The organism is Streptomyces sp. NPDC001156 (assembly GCF_053598275.1).
In genome coordinates this window covers 1-17,505 of the sequence record NZ_JBSFJX010000172.1, presented here as the reverse complement: position 1 = coordinate 17,505, position 17,505 = coordinate 1, and the positions used below count along the sequence as shown (strand labels likewise).

Sequence of the window (17,505 nt, the reverse complement as noted above, 5' to 3'; positions counted from 1 at the left end):
ACGCGGGAGACCAGTGCATCCACCACCGTTCGGGATGCGCCAGTTGACCAGGATTGGGTACAAGACTCACTCCTGCTCACTGACTAGGAACGGTGCCGCGTGTGCCGTGCGGTTTCGTTGCTTCGATGTCGATGGTGGGCAGGATGGTGCGCCCATGTCGGTAGCCACCGGGCGGCGTTGCCGAGGAGGGCGAGGAGGGCGGGCGCGATGGTCATGCGGACGGCGAAGGAGTCCAGGAGGGCGGTGGTGGCGAGTTTGAGGCCGATCGTCTTGACGGATTGGTCGCTGGGGTGATGAAGCTGCCTGTGCCGGGGACCGGACCTCCCGGACGTGGATGGTGGCCGCCAACAGCCCCTCCGCTGGGGCGGGGGAAGCCGACGGCGAGCACGCACGTACGCTCACGCGGATGCCGGGGGGCCGGGCCGGGTGACCTTGACCGTCAGGGCTTGTCCCACTGGCCTGCGACGTCGCCGGCGACGTGCACCATCCTCAGGCCGGACGCACAGCGGGTGACGGACCGGCCGCGTGGTCGTCGAAGTCCGTCCCGCGACGCATGCCGGCCTGGAAGGCGCTGAAGGCCTCGTGATCGCTGGCGGGTGCCGGGGGACTCGAACCGGTGGTGAGCGGGCGCGCCGGGTGTGGGGTGGGCGGGGAGAGGTTGTCGGTTGGGGGGATGGCCTGCGGTGCGGCTCATCCTTTGGGTTGAGGTGGGAGTTCGCCTGGAGTGTGGATGGCGCCCCCTTGGGGTGGCTGAAGACTGGATGGGTGCCTTGACCTGGGCATTTTTCCTTCTTGAGCAGCACGATTTCGAGTGGAGCGCGGTCGCGTGGCTACCTTCCTTGACAGACTGGGCAGATTCGCCTTCCGGCACCGGTTGGGTGTGGCCGTTGCGTGGCTGGTGCTCCTGGTTGCGGCCGGTGTCGCGGCGTCCGCGGCGGCCCCTGCCGTCCCGAGTTCGTTTGCGCTGCCGGGGACGGAGGCCCAGCGGGCCGTGGATGTGCTGAAGGAACGCTTTCCCGGTATGGACGTGGAGAGCGCGTCGGCGCGGGTGGTGTTTCGGGCACCGGTGGGGCATCGGGTGACCGAGCGGGCGAACCGGGCGCGGATCGAGGCGACGGTCGCTGCGCTGAAGAAGAGTTCCCCGCAGGTGGCCTCGGTCGCTGACCCGTTTGTCGCCCACACGGTCAGCAGGGACCGTACGACCGCGTACGCGCCGGTGGCCTACAAGGCCAGGGCGGTGGCGTTGAGCGAGCAGTCCAAGACGTCTCTTATGCGCACGGTGGAAAAGGCCCGCGGCGGGGGACTGGCCGTTGAGGTGGGCGGCAGCGGCGTGCCGGCGGAAGACGGGGGCTCCGGCATGGAGGTGGTGGGCATGGCGATCGCCGCGGTGGTCCTTGTGATCACCTTCGGGTCGCTGGTGGCCGCCGGCCTGCCTCTGGTCACCGCACTGCTGGGCGTGGGTATCGGTGTTTCTGTGATCGGTGCCCTGGCCAACCCCCTGGATCTGGGTGATCAGACGTCCACGTTGGCGTTGATGCTCGGCCTGGCGGTCGGTGTCGACTACGCCCTGTTCATCGTGACCCGTTACCGGACCGAACTGGCCGAGGGCCGTGAGCGGGAGGAGGCGGCCGGCCGGGCCGTGGCCACGGCCGGCTCGGCGGTCGTCTTCGCCGGTTTGACGGTGGTGATCGCTTTGGCGGGCCTGTCGGTGGTGGGTCTGCCGGTGCTGACGAAGATGGGCCTGGCCGCGGCGGGAACGGTCGCCCTGGCCGTGGTGGTCGCCCTGACCCTGCTGCCGGCGCTGCTGGCGATGGCGGGCAAGCGGATCGTGGGGCGGCGTGCCCGCAAGAGGCCGGCGGCCAGAGCGTCCGCGAAGCCGACCGTGGGGGCGCGCTGGGCGCGTTTCGTGCTGCGGCGGCCGCTGATGGTGATGGTGGTGTCGGTGATCGGTTTGGGCGTGCTGGCCGTACCGGCGGCTTCTTTGAAGCTGGGGGTGCCCGATGAGGGGGCCATGGCGGCCAATACCACGCAGCGTAAGGCGTACGACATGCTGTCGGCCGGGTTCGGGCCGGGCATCAACGGCCCGCTCACGGTCGTGGTCGATGCCAAGGGCGGCGAGGACGCCACCCGCGCCGCCCGGAAGGTCACCTCGACGGTGAGGGCACTTCCTGGGGTTGCGGCGGTCGGTCCCGCCGCCTTCAACGCGGCGCATGACACCGCGGTCGTGAGCGTGGTGCCGAGTACCAAGCCGGGCAGTGTGCAGACGGAGAACCTGGTGCGCGCCATCCGCGCTTCGGGTGCCGACCTGCAGCATGTGACGGGTGCCCGCACCATGGTGACGGGGCTGACCGGTATGAAGGTCGACTTCTCCCGGAAGGTCACCGGGGCGCTGCTGCCCTATCTGGGGATCACGGTCGGTCTGGCGTTCGTGTTGCTGATGCTGGTGTTCCGGTCCGTGCTGGTGCCGCTCAAGGCCGCCGTGGGTTTCCTGCTGTCGATCGGGGCGGCGCTCGGTTCGCTCGTCGCGGTCTTCCAGTGGGGGTGGCTGGCCGACGTCCTCGGCGTCGACCAGAAGGGGCCGATCACGAGCACCATGCCGATCCTCATGGTCGGTATCGTCTTCGGACTCGCCATGGACTACGAGGTGTTCCTCGTCACGCGGATGCGTGAGGCATACGCGGCGGGGCAGAGTCCGCATGAGGCGATCGTGACCGGCTTTCGTCACGGGGGACGCGTGGTGAGTGCGGCGGCCCTCATCATGACGGCCGTCTTCGGTAGCTTCATCGCCTCGGGTGATCAGTCGATGAAGTTGGTCGGTCTCGGGCTCGCGGTCGCGGTCCTGCTGGACGCCTTCGTCGTTCGCATGGCGATCGTGCCGGCCGTCCTGGCCCTGCTGGGCCGGGCGGCCTGGTGGCTGCCGAAGTGGCTTGGCGCCCTCTTGCCGGACATCGACGTCGAGGGAGAAAGACTGCACCCCGCCGGCGGCGCCCTCACCTCCGCGCATGCCCGGCGGGAGGATGCCGGAGCCCGGGTGCGCTTGTGATCCTTGATGCGCCGGGCCCGGCCCCCCTCTTCGGTGGGGCCGGGCCCGGCGCCGCATGCGAAAGGAGGAACGGGCGCAGGGAATGCGGGAGACCGTGGGCGCTCCAAGGGGGCGGCTTGGTCCCACGCGGCATGGCCGTGATCTCGGCGAGGGCCACGGCGTTGGGGACGCCCTCTGCAGGGATGAGGGCTTCAAAGCGCTGGCGCCCGATGACCTCATCGCCGACACGAGCCCTGGCACAGCGATGACGGTGTTCGCCCCAGCTCTGGCGAACCGCCTCGGTCGCCGGTATCTCGGGGCCCGTGGGCCACGCGTACGCGTGGCTCGACAGATCGTGACTGCCCGGGCCCTCCTGCCCCCCGGCTTTGCAGGGCGGGGGGTGTGGGGTGGGCGTGGCGGCCAGGCCAGGTGGGCTGTGGCTGCAGCCAGGTCGACGGCTCACCTGGACTGTGACGGACCGCCGTTGACCGTGATGTGGCGTGATGTGGCACGTCTGCGTCCCTCGATGCGGGCTCTGGGCACGGTGGCCGTTGAGGGCTGCTCGGCTGACCGGGCGTGTGCCGTCGACCGCGGGGGTGCTCATCCCGAGGGGGGAGAGGAAACCTCAGCCGCGTGGCTGAGGCGTGGACGGCATGTACTGGCCAGGCTGGATACCGCGCTGCCTGCCCCGTGGGCACGGTGTTCAAGAAGGACGCGGCCCTCGCCATCGGTCAGGCGTACGACGTCCTTGACCACCTCGACCAGGTCCGGGCGGCCAACCGGCTCTGCCCCTGCCGACGGCCGTGCCGGAAGCGCCCCTTGTGGAGGAGCCGATCATCGTGCGACACGAAACGCCGAGGCGGGGGTCCGCGCCCACCGGGCCGGGGGATATCCCCGCCGTGAAGAGCCTGGCTGACTCCGTCGCCGACACATTGCTCCCTGATGACCGGCGGCAGCTGACCAGCAAAGAAGGGAACATCATGGCCGGGCGCCGCGACTTTAGGGACACCGAGTGGGACCGGGACGGGTCGCCTGCGATCGAGCTGCGCGCCGTCACCCGCGCTTATGGGCGAGGGGCTGCGGCCGTGCAGGCACTACGCGGGGTGGACGTGGCGCTGGAGCGGGGCAGCTTCACTGCGGTGATGGGCCCGTCGGGGTCGGGGAAGAGCACGTTCTTGCAGTGTGCCGCGGGTCTGGACCGACCGACGTCGGGGCAGGTGCTGCTCGGCGGGGAAGAGATCACCCAGCTGAGCGAGACCCGGCTGACGAAGCTGCGGCGCACGCGTGTCGGGTTCGTCTTCCAGTCCTTCAACCTCCTGCCTTCCCTGACCGTGCTGCAGAACGTGCTGCTGCCCCAGCGGCTCGCGGGTGAGCGACAGGACCGGCGGCGGGCGCAGCAGCTCCTGGCCGATGTCGGACTCGCCAAGCTCGGGGGCAGGCGGCCTGGGCAGTTGTCGGGCGGGCAGCAGCAGCGTGTGGCGATCGCCCGTGCGTTGATGACGGAGCCGGAGGTGGTGTTCGCGGACGAGCCGACCGGTGCCCTGGATGCCCGGTCCGCCCGGGAGATCCTGGGGCTGCTGCGTCGCGCGGTCGAGGCGATGAGTGCCACGGTCGTCATGGTCACCCATGACCCGGTGGCCGCGTCCCACGCGGACCAGGTGCTCTTCCTGGCCGATGGGGCGCTGGTCGGGAATCTGCGGCGTCCCGACCCGCAGACGGTGGCCGACCGGATGGTGAGCGTGACCGCTGCGGCCGGCGGGTTCTCGGGGGTGGCCGCGTGATGAACGGTCTCGCGCGGGCCTCCGTGCGCTTTAGGCCCGCGTCCTTCGTGGGCAGCTTCATCGCACTGCTGCTGGGAGCGGCGATCATCACCGCCTGCGGCACGCTGCTGCAGACCGGCATCACCGCACGCGCGGAGACCGTGCGCTACGCGGATTCCCCCGTCGTGGTCTTTGGTGATCCCTACGCCCGGATCAGCTACCAGGAGGGCGGCAAGAGCCAATCGATGCACAGCCCCCTGCCGGAGCGCCACCGCGTCGATGAGGCACTGGCGGCCACGATCGCCACCCGCCCCAAAGTCGCCGCGGCCGTTTTCGATCTGTCCTTCCCCCTGCAGGTGGTGCAGAAGGCGGGCGCGCTGCCCGCGCTGACAGGACGGAACTTCTCGGCAACCGCCCTCACCGCCGCCCACTCCTTGGCCGCGCCGAAGAAAGACGCACCGGGGGCCGGGGAGGTCGTACTGGAGGAGAGCGCCGCCCGGGCCGCACGCCTTGCGCCGGGAGACCGGCTCTGGCTGGCCGCCCCGGGCGGCAGCGGAAGTTACGTGATCTCCGCACTGATCTCCACGAAGGGTGATGGCCCCAGTGTGTGGTTCGCGGACGGTGTGGCCCAGAGGCTGTCCGGACATCCCGGGACGGTGGACGCCATCGCCGTGACCCCCCGTCAGGGCGTGACCGCCTCCGCCCTGGCCGGGCAGGTACGCCAGGCCGTAAACGGCCGCGCCCGGGTCGCCACCGGCGCCGCGCGCGGGGCTGTGGAAGTGCCGGCTCTCGCCGAGGGCAAGGTCGTGTTGACCGGGCTGGGCGGCTCCTTCGGCGGCACCGCTGCGCTGACCGCCGTCTTCGTCGTCATGGGCACGATCGCTCTGGCCACGGGGCAGCGTGCCTGTGAGTTCGCCCTGCTGCGTGCGATCGGCGCGACGCCCCGGCAGATCCGCCGCACCATCGCCACCGAGGCAGTGATCCTCGCACCCGTAGCAGCCGCCCTGGGGGTGCTGCCGGGCCTGGCACTGGCCCGCTGGTGGTTCGGTGAACTCGTCGACCGCGGTGCCGTACCCGAGCAGGTGTCCCTGAACGTCGGCGTGCTGCCGATGCTGGCCGCGGTGGGAGCCTGCGTGCTGGCCGCGCTGACGGCCGGCTGGGTGGCCGCGCGCCGACCCGCCGGGCTTCGCCCCAGTCAGGCACTCGGGGAAGCCGCCGTGGAGCGCGCCCGGCCCGGCGCGATCCGGATCGGTATGGGTCTGGCCGCCCTCGCGGGCGGCGGTGTACTGGCCGCCCTCGCCGCCCGGCTCGGCGGCAGCGACGCCGCCAACACCGCTCTCGGCGTGATCATGTGCTTCCTGCTCGCCGTAGCCCTGCTCGGTCCCCTGCTGGCCCGCCTGTGCGCGAGCGTCCTCGCACTGCCCCTGCGGGCGGGAGCCGCCGGAGCCGCCGGCTCCCTGGCCGCCGACAACACGCGCGCCCAGGCCCGCCGCCTGGCCTCCGCCATCACTCCGATCATCATGGTCACCGCCTTGTGCGGCACGCTGCTGTTCATCCAGAGCACCATCGCTCACGCCTCCGGCGCGAACGTCAAGAGCGCGGTCGTCGCCGACTACGTGCTCGGCTCGACCGGCCCCGGTCTGCCCGCGGCCACCGCCGAACGGGCGGCCCGGGTACCGGGCGTGGAGTTTGCGACCGGAGTACTGCGCACCGGCGCCGTCTACCGGTTTGGCAACGAGCTGACCTCGACGACCGTCCTGGGTGTCTCCGGTGACCCGGGCAGCCTGCCCAAGGTGCTCGACCTCGGCGTGAAGAGCGGGTCGTTGCGCGCACTGGGATCCGGGAACACGATCGCGCTGGACACCGCGATCGCCGAGGACCTGCACGTGAAAACCGGTGACCGGGTCTCCCTGTGGCTGGGCGACGGCACCAAGGTCAGGCCCACCGTGGTCGCCACCTACGAACGCGGCCTGGGAGTGGGACAGGTCGTGATGCCCCGTGCCGCCCTCGCCGCGCACGTGAGGGCCGCCCTGGACAGCCACGTGCTCGTCGCGGGCGCCCCCGGCGCCGACCGGCAGGCCACAGCCCGGCGACTGAGCGCACTCGCACCAGGGACGACCCTCACCGACGCGGCCGGATACGGCGCCCAGGCCGACCGGAACCAGGAGCTCAACTCCTGGGCCAACACCGTCATGGCCGCCGTGCTCGGCGGATTTGCCGCCGTCGCCGCCGCCAACACCCTCGTGATGACTGTTCTTGACCGCCGCCGCGAAATCGGTCTGCTCCGCCTTGCCGGCACCACCCGCCGCCAAGTGCGGGCCATGATGGGCTGGGAAGCCCTCCTCGTCGCCGTAACCGGCCTCATCCTCGGTGGCGCCATCGCCTGGACCACCCTTGTCCCCATCGCCCGCGGCCTCACCAAAACCGCCCCCTACATCCCGACCGGCACCGCAGGGCAACTGGCCGCCGCAACCGTCCTCCTCAGCCTCGCCGCCACCGGCCTACCCACCCTCGCACTGCTGCGCACCCGGCCGATCGAAGCCGGCACCGCACGGCAGTAGCGCCCGCTCACCGCGTACGCCAGGAGCCGGGCGACTGCGCCGGTGCCCGTGAGGGGCAGGCCACCGGGGCGTACGCGTGAACCTCCCAGACGGGACCTACACGGGTGCATCTCGATCGTGACGGCCTTCGTCCGGCCCGCCCTCGCGGCCAATCCCCGCTCACCCCTGAGACGCTCCCAAGAACACATCGGACCGGGTGTCCATCCCTGGAAACCCGGTCTGACCTGGTATTTCTCTGTCACTGTGGCGGGAATTGAACCCGCGACTTCTTCGTCCCGAAGCAACTGGGGCGGGTACCTGGCCTTGAACTGGTGGGCTGATCACCTGCACTGACGGTCCGTAGGCCCGCGTGCTTGTCCGCCGCCCAGCGTCGCCGTTGTCCCGCAGTCAGACACTCACCGCAGACGCGACCCGCGGCACTCACCGCAGGGCGCTCCTCGAGCGCCACTGCTCCCAGTCGACGTTCCAGTCTCCGAAGCCGTTGTTCAAGGCGACCTGTCCCTTGGTCTCGGCGCCCTTGACCTCGAACGGGTCGCCGATCCGGGCATGTTGGTAGAGCCATCGGGCGTTGGCGTCGCTCATGCCGATGCAGCCGTGGCTCTTGTTGGCCTTGCCGAAGTTGGCGGCGTTCCACGGTGCGGCGTGGGCGTATGTACCCGACCAGGTCAGCCGCATCGCGTAGTTGACGTTCTGGTCGTAGGCGTCACCGAGGCCCACGGTCTCTGAGTTCATTCGGATCGTGCCCTCCTTCGACATCATCACTTCCGTGCCGCGCCAGGAGCCCGTCTGGGGGCCGGGGGTGCCGCCGGACACCGGGAAGGTCCGCACGGTGGCGCCGTTGCGTTGCAGGGTGAGCCGCTTGCTGTCGAGGTCGACTTTGACCACTTGCCGTGCGCCGATGGTGACGTCGAGCTTGTAGTCACGAACGAACCAGCCGCCGCCCGCACCCGAGTAGGTGCCGTTCAGCCGGGCGTCGAGGCTGACCTTGGTGCCGGGCTGCCAGTACTCCTTGGGCCGCCAGTCGACCCGGTCCCTGCCGGACCAGTCCTTCATCCATCCCCATGAGCCCTCGGTGTGGTTGGAGGTGGTGACCTTGAGCTGCCTTTCCACCGCGGCCTTGTCGCGCACCGGGAAGTCGAAGACCAGGGAGAGCGGTTGGGCCACACCGACCGTGGTGGCGGTGCCGGGCCGCCATTCCACCTTGTTGACCCGGTCGGCGGGGATGGTGGTGAAGGACTGGTGCGTTTGGTGCGCCTGTCCGTTCTGGGAGCGGGTTGCCGCCTGGACCGTGTAGGTGGCGCCGGGCACGGCATTGCGGTCGGAGGTCCAGGTGCGGCGGTCGTTTGACAACCTGCCGGTGAGTCTTTCGCCGCTGGCGTCGGTGACGGCGACGGAGGTGAACAGACCGTCGTGCACGGCGACCTTGACCGGTTCGCCGGCTTTCGCCCGTGTGCCGTGGGGCGTCACACTGATCGTCGCCGCCCGAGCGCCGTCCTTGGCCTGCGCCCCCACCTTTGCCGATGCCGTGCCCTGGGAGGAGCAGGCGCAGACGGTGGCGATCAGCAGGGCGGCGGACCCCGCGGCGGCGACGGCGACGCGAATCCGCGCCGGGCCCACGTGTATCGGTCCGACATGTGTCTGGCTCAACGGACACCTCTGTGAAATTTGAAAGTCGAAAACTCACCGGGACGCTGGGACTCTAAGCGACCAAAAGTGCAGGACATGGGCGTGTCGGCTGTGTGACAGCGACTGCAGGAAAACGGTCATCGTCCGGTCACACAAGCCGGGCGTGGCGGTCATGGACGGCAGCGGATCTCCCCGCACTGTGCGGCTGCCCCGGGCCACCTCCGCTGCTGGGCCCATGGCCCGGGAGACCGTCTGCTGTCGTGTGACTCCCAGGAATGTGCTGCCGTCGTGTGACGGGCGCCGCAGCGGAACCGTCATGGTCCGGTCACATACGTCGCGCGGCCCGGTCATGGACGCCTGTGAATCTTCCTCGCGTTCCGTGCTCAACAGCCCGGTACCTCAACCGACAACGACGGCACCCGAGGAGGCGCAATGTCGGCGCTGCTGGCGACCGCACGCTGTGGTCAGCAGGATGCGTGGCTGGGGCCCGTCTCCGCCGAGACCTACCGTGCCTTTCTTGCATCCCGCACCGGCTCCGCCCTGGGGCCTGGCTTCCTTCAGTGCCCGTCCTGGGCCGAAGTGAAGGATGGCTGGCAGGCCCGGCTGCTGGGCTGGGGTCCGCAGGACGGCCCCGGGTGCGGGGAGTTGAGCGGAGTGGCACTGGTGCTGCTGCGCCGGTTGCCCGGTACCCGGAAGTCGTTCGCCTACCTGCCCGAGGGGCCCGTCGCCGACTGGAGCGACCCGGAACTCGACCGCTGGCTCAACCCGCTGTTGCGTCATCTGCGCGCCGAGGGAGCGTTCGCCGTACGCATCGGGCCCGCGCCCGCCTACCGTCGGTGGGACGCCGACGGGCTGAAGGCGCACACCGGCGCCGGCCGGCGCGTGAGCGATGTGCTCACCTGCGAGGTCGACCCGCTGGGTGTCGCTGTGGCCGAGCGGCTGCGGGCGCGCGGCTGGCAACGCTGCGGCGACGACGGCCAGGACAACGACGCACAGCCCCGTTATGTCTTTAGGGTGCCGCTGGCCGGACGTAGTGCCGACGACCTGTGGTCCGGACTCAACCAGGAGTGGCGGCGCAACATCCGGCGGGCGCACAAGTCGGGCGTCGAGGTGACGGTGGGCGGGGCCGGCGATCTTTCCGAGTTCTACCGGCTGTTGAAAATCACCGAAGCACGGGACGGCTTCCGGCTGGGCCGCTCCCTGGCCTACTACGAGCGCCAGTACGCGGCCCTCAACGCCGAGGAGCCGGGCCGGATGAAGCTCTATCTCGCCCGTCACCAGGGCGAGATCCTGGCCGCGCACACCATGGTCACGGTGGGCCGACGGATCTGGTACCAGACCGGGGCCTCCGCCGACCACCGGCGCGAGGTCCGCCCCTCCAACGTTTTGCAGTGGAAGATGATGCTCGACGCCCATGCCCAGGGCGCGGAGGTCTACGACATGTGTGGGGTACCGTCCACGCTCGACCCCGATGTGCGCTCGTTCGGGCTGCTGCGCTGGAAGCTTGGCACCGGGGGCCATGTCGCGGAGACACTGGGGGAGTGGGAGATGCCGTTGAGCGGCACCACCAATCACACGCTGTACCGCGCGTTCCAGATGTACATGGCGCGCCGGTGAGCGCTTCCACGACTCCGGGTACTCCGGCCGGTGCCGGCGCGCCCACGGCACAGCGGCCGGCCCACCGGCCCGGCTCGGTACTGCGCAGCGGCGCGGTGATGGCCGCCGGCTCCCTCGTCTCCCGCGCCACCGGGTTCGTACGCTCCGCCGTGGTCGCCGCCGCTCTCGGTGTGGGACTGAGGGCCGACGGCTATGCAGTCGCCAACACCGTCCCCAACATCGTCTACACACTGCTCCTCGGTGGTGCACTCAACGCCGTGTTCGTGCCCGAGCTGGTCAAGGCCGCCAAGGAGCACGAGGACGGCGGGGCCGCGTACACGGACCGGCTGCTCACCCTGTGCACGTCGGCTCTGCTGCTGATCACGGCCGGGGCAGTGTTCGCGGCGCCCGCGATCGTCGCGGCCTACACCGACTACACCGGTGCGCAGGCGACGACGACGGTCGCCTTCGCACGCTACTGCCTGCCGCAGATCTTCTTCCTCGGTCTGTTCACCCTGCTTGGGCAGGTACTCAATGCCCGCGGCAAGTTCGGCGCCATGATGTGGACACCGGTCCTCAACAACGTGGTCGTCATCGCGGTCTTCGGTCTGTATCTGGCGACGGCGGGAACCGGCGGCGCGCTCACCGGCGGCGAGACCGCACTGCTCGGCTGGGGTACGACGGCCGGGATCGTCGTCCAGGCGCTGGCGCTGCTGCCGTCCCTGCGTGCGGCGCGCTTCAGGTGGCGGCCCAGGTTCGACTGGCGGGGCAGCGGGATGTCCCGGCCCCTGCGCTCGGCGACCTGGCTGGTGCTGCTGGTGTTCACCAACCAGGTCGCCTACTGGGTGGTGACCTTGCTCGCGACGGTGGCGGGGCAGCACGCGGCGGCCCAGGGTATCGAAGGCGGGGCCGGGTTCAGCGCCTACAGCAACGCATATCTGCTGTGGGCCGTGCCGCACGGGATCGTGACCGTCTCACTGGTCACCGCGTTGATGCCGCGGATGAGCACAGCGGCGGCCGACGACGACACGGCACGGGTGCGCCAGGACGTGGCGTACGCCCTGCGCAGCAGCACCGCCGCCGTCGTGCCCGCGGCGTGCGTACTACTTGCACTCGCCCAGCCGATCATGACGGTCGTCTTCCGGTACGGCCAGACCACGGCGGACGATACCGCTGTCATGGCGGGGGCGTTGATGGCCTTCGCTCCGGGGCTGATCGCCTTCTCCGGGCAGTACGTCCTCTCGCGCGCCTTCTACGCGCTCTGCGACACCCGCACGCCGTTTGTGCTGAACCTGGTGATCGCCGGGCTCAACGCGGGCCTGTCCACCGCCGCTTGCGTGCTGCTGCCCGCACGCTGGGCGGTCACCGGCATGGCCGGGGCGTACTCGGTGGCGCTCTTCGCGGGCTGGGCGGTCACCGCGTTCGTGCTGGACCGCAGGCTCTCCGCGAGGACAGGTCCCCGGCGAGCACCGTGGCGCTCAACCTCCGGGGCCGCGCTGGCCCGGCTGCTGGTGGCCGCGGTCCCGGCCGCCGCACTCGGCCACCTCGTGGCCACGCGGGCAGCCTCCAGGGGTCCGCTCGCTGCGGTGACGGCGGGCACGGCGGCCATCCTGGCGGCTTTCGCACTGCTGGCGCGCCCCCTGCGTCTGACCGAACTGGAAGCCGTCGTCGCCGCCGTGCTGCGTACGCCCCGCCGACGCACATAGAGGTCGCCATGTCGACTTCCTCACATCTGCTGACAAGCCGCCCCCGCAAGGTGAAATGGAATACTCGGCATATGCCACGCGTCCTGCTCATCGAAGACGACGCCTCCGTCCGTGAAGGCATCGAACTCGGTCTACGCCGACGCGGGCACGAGGTACGCACCGCCCCCACAGGGGAGGCCGGGCTGGCGGCCATCGGTGAATTCCGGCCCGACCTACTGCTCCTCGACCTCATGCTGCCCGGCATGAACGGGGTCCAGGTCTGCCGCCGGGTACGCCAGGCCGACCAACTGCCGATCATCATGCTCACCGCACGCGGCGACGACTTCGACGTCGTGGTGGGGCTGGAGGCCGGGGCCGACGACTACATCGTCAAACCGGCCCGCACAGAAGTGATCGAGGCCCGCATCCGGGCCGTACTGCGCCGCATCGAGGACTCGGGCGGACGCCCCTCCGTGGAATTCCACGGCGACCTCGCCATCGACCGCGGCGGACTGACCGTCGCCAAGGCCGGCCGGCCCGTGGCTCTTGCCCCCTCCGAGCTCAAGCTCCTGCTGTATCTGACCGCCGCACCGGAGCAGGTCTTCAGCCGGCAGCAACTGCTCGAGCACGTCTGGGAACACAGCTACCACGGCGACGCCCGCCTGGTCGACGCCTGCGTACGACGGCTACGTCAAAGGGTCGAGGACGTGCCCGCCAGCCCGCGCTACATCCAGACCCTGCGGGGCTTCGGCTACCGCTTCGGACCCCTGTGAGCCGCTGGAAAGTCCGCATCGGACTGCGCACCCGGCTGGTTCTCGCCTTCCTGCTGGTCGCCGCCGTCGGCGCCGGAACCACCGCGGCCCTCACCTACCGCAAGGCACGCACCGCGATCCTCGCACAGACCCAGGACACTGCCGTGTCCTCCTTCCGCGACAGGATCGAGGAGTGGCCCACGTCGCTTCCCGTGGTACCGGCGGCGCTTCAGCAACAGGTGCAGCAACTCGGCCGGCAGGGCAAGCCCCACCCCTGGGTGGTGTTCGCCGAGTACGGATCGGTCCGGATCTCGTCCGGTACCAGGCCCGTTTCGACGGTGATCACCCCCGAGCTACGCCGGGCCGCCCTCGCCACGCCCGGCGGCAGCTTCCAGCGGGTCAACAAAGGCGGCACCCCCTGGCTGACCGTCGCCGTCCCCACCGTTTTCCAGGCCGGGAAGACCACGCGCCCCACCGGACTGGTGCTGTACGCCGTGATGCCACTGACCGACGAGGAGACCAACATCCAGGCCATGCTCACCGCCGCCCGCGACGGGGCCCTCCCGGGCCTCATGGCCGCACTCGCGCCCGCCCTGCTGGCGGCACGCAGCGTGCTGCGCCCGATCCGCGACCTGCGCACAGCCGCACGAAACATGGGAAGCGGCCGCTTCGACACCCGCATCCAGTGCAAAGGCAGCGACGAACTCGCCGACCTGGCACGGACCTTCAACCAGTCCGCCGCCGAACTGGAGCAGACCGTGCGTGAACTCCGCGAGGCCGAGGCGCGCGCCCGCCGATTCGCCTCCGACGTCTCCCATGAACTGCGCACCCCACTCACCGGGATGCTCGCCGTCACAGAAGTACTGGACGAGGACGCAGCCCACCTCGCCCCGGACACCGCCCGGGCCGTCCGACTGATCAGCGCCGAGACAGGCAAACTCGCCGTACTCGTCGAGGACTTGATGGAGATCTCCCGCTTCGACGCCCGAGCCGCCGAACTGAACACCGACGAGGTCGACGTCGCACAGGCCATCCGCAAAACCCTGACGAGCCGACACTGGACCGACCCCACACAGATCGTCACCGACCTGCCCGACGGCATCCGGGCCCGGCTCGACCCCCGGCGCTTCGACATCGTCATCGCCAACCTCGTCGGCAACGCACTACGGCACGGAAGCGCGCCCGTGACGGTACGGCTGCGCACCACGACCTGTCACGAAGGAGCACCCGACGCCGACCGGCCGGACACGGGGACCGGCGCGAACGGCGCGTCCTGGCTTGTCGCCGAGGTCGCGGACAGCGGACCCGGCATACCCGCCCAGGTACTGCCGCATATCTTCGAACGCTTCTACAAGGCGGACGCGGCCCGCACCCGCTCTCAGGGCAGCGGTCTCGGTCTCGCCATCACCCTGGAGAACGTGCGCCTGCACCGAGGCACACTCCGCGCCGCCAACGGCCCACAGGGCGGCGCCGTCTTCACCGTGGAGATACCCCTGGCCGACGGGGAGGCGACCGAGTGCAGCGTCTGAGCCCCGCCATCGGCCGTGCCGTCGCCGCCTGCACCGCCTTCGCCACCGCGGCAGCCATGCTGGCCGGCTGCGGAGTGCAGCAGACCGACGCCATCGAGGCCGGCGGACCCGCCACCGTCACCGTCTACCCCGGTCCCCGGCAACGCGTCCTCCTCTTCTTCCTCTCCCCGCAGGGCCGTTTGGCGCCGGTGAGCCGGCCAGACCGCAAGGGCCGGTTCTCCCCGACGGGCATCGAGCAGCTCGACGTGCACAACGTGCTCGCCGAGCTGTTCGCCGGCCCACTCGCGAACGAGCGCAAGGCCGGGCTCCATACGGGACTGCCGCGTCTGAAAGGGCCTGTGGGAATAGGGTCGGCCTCCGGCGGGCTGACGATCCGCATACCGCTCCCTGTGCGACACCTCAAGGAGACCGCGATCAGCCAAGTGGTGTGTACAGCCGCACTCGCGCAGGGTGACGACGACAGGCCAGTGACGATCGAGGGCGAGGACGGAACACTCCCGCCGGCCCACTGCTAAAGCGTGTTGGAGAAGGCGGTTCGCTTGGAGGCGGGCGTCTTCGCTTACAAGTTCGAGCCTGGCGACCGCAGTTTTGAAGGCGCCAGCGCTCTCGGGAGCACCGCTTCAGGAGTTCGAGCAACGACGGTTCGCGCTGCGGTGATGTCCGAGTACGGCAGTCGCCCAGGGCAGCGCCGAGCCGCTGAAGTCCCGCGGGAACCGGCTGCTACCGCTTGGTCATGAGTTGAGCCGGTGGCCCTAGTTGAGCGAGTTTGGTCCTAAGTTGAGCTAGTGGCCGTGACCTGTGGGCGCCATGATGATCTTTGACGCGGCTGATCCCGCGCGCTGTCGACCGGTCCCCTCGCGCTTTCGAAAGGCACGGCATTGCTCGCGCTCGTCTTCGGGAGGCACCTGCTGTACGTCCTCCTCGTCGCCCTCGTCTCGACGGCGGTGCTGGGGATCGTCCGGCAGGGCCTCCGTGGCCGCTCGGACCGGCCCTGGGCCTACGCGGCCTGGGCGGCCTCGACGACGGCCGCCCTGTTCCTGACGCTCTGGTTCAAGACCGTGAGTACGGGAGCGGTGCGGTGCACGGTCAGCAAGGACGTGTGGGAGGCGTTCGGGACGGCCCAGGGCTTGATGAACGTCGCCCTGTTCGTGCCGATCGGCTTCTTCGGCGTGCGCGCGGCCCGGCGCCCGATGCCTCCCCTGCTGCTGTCCGTCCTCCTGGCCTGCGGGATCGAGACCCTCCAGGCCGTCTTTCCCGTCATCGGCCGCTACTGCGACACCAGCGACCTGATCACCAATGTCGCGGGCGCCGCCGCGGGCGTGGGCATCGGGGTCCTGTCCCTTCGCCTCGCCGGTTCGCGGCTGTCGCCCTGGCCCACGCGTCGACGCTGGTTCCCGGTCGCGACCGGGGCGGGATTCACGGCCGTCGCCTGCCTGATGACAACCGCCGTCGACCTGCGGGTCGTCGACCACGCCGAGCCGAGCAGGCAGGCGTCCGCGGCGCAGCAGACGGTGATCGGGCAGGCGGTCCGCAAGGCGCTGGGCGACGACTTCAAAATCGTCCGTGTCATGGACAGCACGCCGTGCGGTCTGGACGGCGTGGACGAACAGGTGTGGGCCGAGCTGAAGCCGACCGGAACCGCCTCCATGAGCTGGCCCCACCCGGACCGGTTCCAGATCAACGTATCGGTGGCTTCCCGGACCGAGGGCACGCCGGTCGGGTACCCCATCCCGGGCTCCGCCGGATCCGTGCACGACGCGGCCTCCGCCGCGAGGGCCGCCGGCCGGTACGTGGCCGCGCACTATCCCACCGCCGACGCGAAGCGGCCGGTGGTGGACCGCGCCGACGCCGGCGCGAGCGGGACGTGGACCGTCACGTACCCCTACCGCGACGACCGCATGCCGGCCATGACGTCGCTGAAGGTGACCGTCAACGCCGCCGGACACCTCCTCGACGTCGACCTCTCCGCAGCCACCGGCAGCGGCTCGAGCGAGAGATCCGGGGGCTGCGGCTGACGACCTGCTGAACGGCCCGGTCGTCGGTGACCGACTCCGTTGACGGATGTCACAGGCCCCCGGAGGAGGAGAACGCCCCAGCGCACCCACCTTGAGGCAGGGCTTTCGACAATGGGCAGGCGGTCTTCCTCGCTGACGACACCGGGTGCGTGCAGCCGGTCGCCGGCTCCTGACCCCGGCCCGGTACCGGGGGGCCTTGCCTGGGGCCGCCGCCCCGATGCATCCCCTTTTCAAGGCTCCGGTACGGAGCCCGTGGCAGGGCCGGGCTGCCCGCTGTGCGGGTCGGCGAGACGATGGGGAGGTGACCGGCACGAGCGACCGTCCCATCGCGGACTACGCGCTGCTCTCGGACTGCCAGAGTGCGGCGCTGGTCAGTCTGGACGGTTCCATCGACTGGCTGTGCTTTCCGCATTTCGACTCCCGGGCGGTCTTTGCCCGGCTTCTGGGAGCTCAGGCAGGCCACTGGTCCCTCCATCCCACCGGCCCCTACACCGCCCGCCGGCACTACCTCGAGCGCAGCCTGGTGCTGTGCACGCAGTTCCATACCGTTCCTACGGACTGAGCATGCGTTGCGCAGGCTCAGTCGGGCGCTCCGAACGGTGTTGGGCGTCCTGGTCTCCCGCGTTCGCGCCGCGTCTGGTCCCAGTGGATCGTGTCCGTGGTCCGGGGATGCGGGGGCGGGTTCCCTCACGCCCTGGGGTGCCGCTTGCGGCCTGGGCGGTCCGATGCTCCTGTCCATCGCTCTGGTGGGCAGGAGGCGGTGCCGTCCGTCGCCGGATGCGGTGCCCCAGGGCGCGCCTGCCGATCGCGATGCTCGCTGCATCGTGACGGCTGGTTTTCCTGGTCTTGCAGGTTAGGGGCTTCTGCCAGTGCTGGGCGCCCCACCTGCTGGTGTAGGCCGGGTCCACGGCGATGATGGTGATGCCGAGTTCGGCCGCCATGCTGACGAGCCGGGCCCG

General features: G+C 70.3%; 11 protein-coding genes and 1 pseudogene. 10 read left to right on the top strand and 2 right to left on the bottom strand.

The window, feature by feature from the left end; translation table 11 throughout:
- Nucleotides 1–826 precede the first annotated feature (826 nt).
- From ACWDA7_RS40505 to ACWDA7_RS40495, 3 genes are all read left to right on the top strand, one after another.
- A complete protein-coding gene (locus ACWDA7_RS40505; protein WP_450611507.1) occupies nt 827–3,043 on the top strand; it encodes an MMPL family transporter in 2,217 nt (738 codons plus the stop codon).
- A 959-nt stretch (nt 3,044–4,002) separates the two neighbouring features.
- Nucleotides 4,003–4,803, top strand: coding sequence for an ABC transporter ATP-binding protein (locus ACWDA7_RS40500; protein ID WP_450611509.1), 801 nt, complete (start codon nt 4,003–4,005; stop codon nt 4,801–4,803).
- On the top strand, nt 4,803–7,343 hold the full coding sequence (locus tag ACWDA7_RS40495) for an FtsX-like permease family protein (RefSeq protein ID WP_450611505.1): 2,541 nt from the start codon (nt 4,803–4,805) through the stop codon (nt 7,341–7,343). The genes ACWDA7_RS40500 and ACWDA7_RS40495 overlap by 1 nt, the downstream gene beginning before the upstream one ends.
- Before the next feature lie 420 nt (nt 7,344–7,763).
- On the opposite strand, the gene ACWDA7_RS40490 is transcribed toward ACWDA7_RS40495, so the two are convergent.
- Nucleotides 7,764–8,990 (bottom strand): Ig-like domain-containing protein, encoded by a 1,227-nt coding sequence (locus tag ACWDA7_RS40490; RefSeq protein WP_450611503.1) that lies wholly within the window; start codon nt 8,988–8,990, stop codon nt 7,764–7,766.
- Nucleotides 8,991–9,401: 411 nt separating this feature from the next.
- On the opposite strand from ACWDA7_RS40490, the gene ACWDA7_RS40485 reads away from it, so the two are divergent.
- The 7 genes from ACWDA7_RS40485 to ACWDA7_RS40455 all read left to right on the top strand — a co-directional run bounded on the left by ACWDA7_RS40485 (nt 9,402) and on the right by ACWDA7_RS40455 (nt 17,108).
- Nucleotides 9,402–10,586, top strand: coding sequence for a lipid II:glycine glycyltransferase FemX (locus tag ACWDA7_RS40485; protein ID WP_450611501.1), 1,185 nt, complete (start codon nt 9,402–9,404; stop codon nt 10,584–10,586).
- Nucleotides 10,583–12,271: a murein biosynthesis integral membrane protein MurJ gene (gene murJ, locus ACWDA7_RS40480; protein ID WP_450611499.1), complete on the top strand. Its 1,689-nt coding sequence runs from the start codon at nt 10,583–10,585 to the stop codon at nt 12,269–12,271. Before ACWDA7_RS40485 ends, murJ begins: the two co-directional genes overlap by 4 nt.
- Nucleotides 12,272–12,342: 71 nt before the next feature.
- Complete coding sequence (locus ACWDA7_RS40475) at nt 12,343–13,023, top strand: response regulator (RefSeq protein WP_450611497.1); 681 nt, start codon at nt 12,343–12,345, stop codon at nt 13,021–13,023.
- Complete coding sequence (locus ACWDA7_RS40470) at nt 13,020–14,531, top strand: sensor histidine kinase (RefSeq protein ID WP_450611495.1); 1,512 nt, start codon at nt 13,020–13,022, stop codon at nt 14,529–14,531. Before ACWDA7_RS40475 ends, ACWDA7_RS40470 begins: the two co-directional genes overlap by 4 nt.
- Nucleotides 14,519–15,046 carry a hypothetical protein gene (locus ACWDA7_RS40465; RefSeq protein ID WP_450611493.1) on the top strand — a complete coding sequence of 176 codons (528 nt, stop codon included), beginning with the start codon at nt 14,519–14,521 and terminating at the stop codon, nt 15,044–15,046. The genes ACWDA7_RS40470 and ACWDA7_RS40465 overlap by 13 nt, the downstream gene beginning before the upstream one ends.
- Before the next feature lie 363 nt (nt 15,047–15,409).
- On the top strand, nt 15,410–16,546 hold the full coding sequence (locus ACWDA7_RS40460) for a VanZ family protein (RefSeq protein ID WP_450611491.1): 1,137 nt from the start codon (nt 15,410–15,412) through the stop codon (nt 16,544–16,546).
- A gap of 301 nt (nt 16,547–16,847) precedes the next feature.
- On the top strand, nt 16,848–17,108 hold the full coding sequence (locus tag ACWDA7_RS40455) for a trehalase-like domain-containing protein (RefSeq protein WP_450611489.1): 261 nt from the start codon (nt 16,848–16,850) through the stop codon (nt 17,106–17,108).
- Here the strand turns inward: ACWDA7_RS40455 and ACWDA7_RS40450 are convergent.
- Nucleotides 17,098–17,505, bottom strand: a pseudogene (locus ACWDA7_RS40450) (transposase); the annotation flags it as partial. The gene ACWDA7_RS40455 and the pseudogene ACWDA7_RS40450 sit on opposite strands and share 11 nt — an antisense overlap.

Bases quoted from the DNA above. Each gene is read 5' to 3' on its own strand.
- ACWDA7_RS40500 (WP_450611509.1), top strand. From the start codon at position 4,003: ATGGCCGGGCGCCGCGACTTTAGGGACACCGAGTGGGACCGGGACGGG.
- ACWDA7_RS40495 (WP_450611505.1), top strand. From the start codon at position 4,803: ATGAACGGTCTCGCGCGGGCCTCCGTGCGCTTTAGGCCCGCGTCCTTC.
- ACWDA7_RS40485 (WP_450611501.1), top strand. From the start codon at position 9,402: ATGTCGGCGCTGCTGGCGACCGCACGCTGTGGTCAGCAGGATGCGTGG.
- ACWDA7_RS40475 (WP_450611497.1), top strand. From the start codon at position 12,343: ATGCCACGCGTCCTGCTCATCGAAGACGACGCCTCCGTCCGTGAAGGC.